Here is a 1,677-nt window from a genome sequence, read left to right as displayed (position 1 = left end):
CTTAGCAGTGACCATGCCAAATTATTTTTATCCTATAAAACATACAGTTAATGGCTTTTTACAGCTTAAAGGTACTCCATACACCGCAACAGCTTGCCTCACTAGCATATAAAACCGCACTTTGTTGCATTGATGGAGTTTATCTCTACCACCAGAGCAATTAGTTGCTTGACATGGTTTTTTTCACCATATCCATCATAATCCACCCTCTCCCCTGACTCCGTGTATACCTACTGGGCCTCTTCCAGTGATGGATCTGCTTCACGACAAGTGCGGTCTCACCCACAAGCCGTGCCAAAGGGACCCGCACAACGCGAGATAGCCCCCGACAGACTCCGCCGCGGGCACGGGCAAGCGCTATACCTAATACCATGAGTCCTTGGTCAGGAGCACGGTGATGAATCCCCACCCCCATGGTCAAGATGACCCCTCCCCGACAGCATTCCGATGGCGCCCGCATCCGTCCCACGCAAGCCGCCCTGTGGCGATCGGATGGCGTTGTCCCTGCTCATCCCTTGTCTCTCCCTCACCATCAACATCCGGTTCTTTCATCGCCTCGGCCCTAAGGCCGAGGCTTATTCGACACCTTGCACACAGAGGTCCTTATCATGTCGAACCATAAGCCCGTCCCCCCCCCCGATCCCCAGCGCCAACCCCTGTCCGACCCTTACAACTTCTCCCTGATCCTGGGGGGGCCGTTGTACCAGCTGTTGAGCCGGGCGCACCTTGGCGAGATCAAGACCCATATCAGACGGCGGATCCTGGTGCTGAGCGGGCTCTGCTGGCTGCCCCTGTTGCTGCTGTGCGGATGGGAGGGCAGCCTGCTGCAGGGCGTTGCCGTGCCCTTTTTGATGGATGTCGAGACCCATGTCCGCTTCCTGCTCTGTGTCTCCTTGCTGGTGTACGCCGAGCTTATCGTCCATCAGCGCATTCGGGGGATCGTCAGCCAGTTCATCGAGCGGGACCTCGTTTCCCCCCTCTCTCTGCCACGTTTCTATGATGCCATCCAGAGTGCCATGCGCTGGCGCAATTCGATCCCCGTAGAGATAGGCCTCATCCTGTTCGTCTTCTCGATGGGCTATTTCATCCGGATCCACACCTTCGCCCTGCAATCCTCAACCTGGTACGCCACCATAGAGGACGGGAACATGGCGCTGACCCTGCCCGGCTTCTGGTTCTTCTGGGTGAGCAACCCCATCACCCAGTTTCTGATCCTGCGCTGGCTCTACCGGATCATCATCTGGACCCGCTTCCTCTGGCAGGTTTCCCGGATCCGGCTCGCACTCCTGCCGACCCATCCCGATCGCAACTGTGGTCTCGGCTTCCTCGGCGCCTCGGCCTATGCCTACTCACCGCTGCTGACCGCATTCGGCGCCCAGCTGGCAGGCTTCATCGCCAACCGGATCTTCTATGACGCCGCCGTGCTGACCGCCTACAAGCCCGAGATCATCCTGCTTGCCGGCTTTGGCTTGCTGCTCGTACTGGCTCCGCTTGGCGTCTTTGCCCCCCATATCCTGGCGGCCAAGCGCCAGGGTCTGCGTGAATACGGTGCCCTCGCGGCCGAATACAGTCGCGGCTTCGAGCGTCGCTGGCTGCGAACGGACGACAGGGACGGTGAGCCCCTGCTCGGCGCCGCCGATATCCAGTCCCTCGCCGATCTGGGCAACGCCTATACCG

The 1,677-nt window shown here is 59.2% G+C and carries 1 protein-coding gene; it reads left to right on the top strand.

The window, feature by feature from the left end; genetic code table 11:
* Positions 1 to 608: 608 nt before the first annotated feature.
* Positions 609 to 1,677 (top strand): hypothetical protein (locus LG30_RS0107725; RefSeq protein WP_052100899.1); only part of this gene is annotated, 1,069 nt, incomplete at its 3' end.

Origin of the sequence: Aeromonas aquatica (assembly GCF_000764655.1) — a bacterium.
GTDB classification, from domain to species: Bacteria; Pseudomonadota; Gammaproteobacteria; order Enterobacterales; family Aeromonadaceae; genus Aeromonas; species Aeromonas aquatica.
The sequence above is the reverse complement of the archived record's forward strand: the minus strand, read 5'-3'. Positions and strand labels throughout refer to the sequence as shown.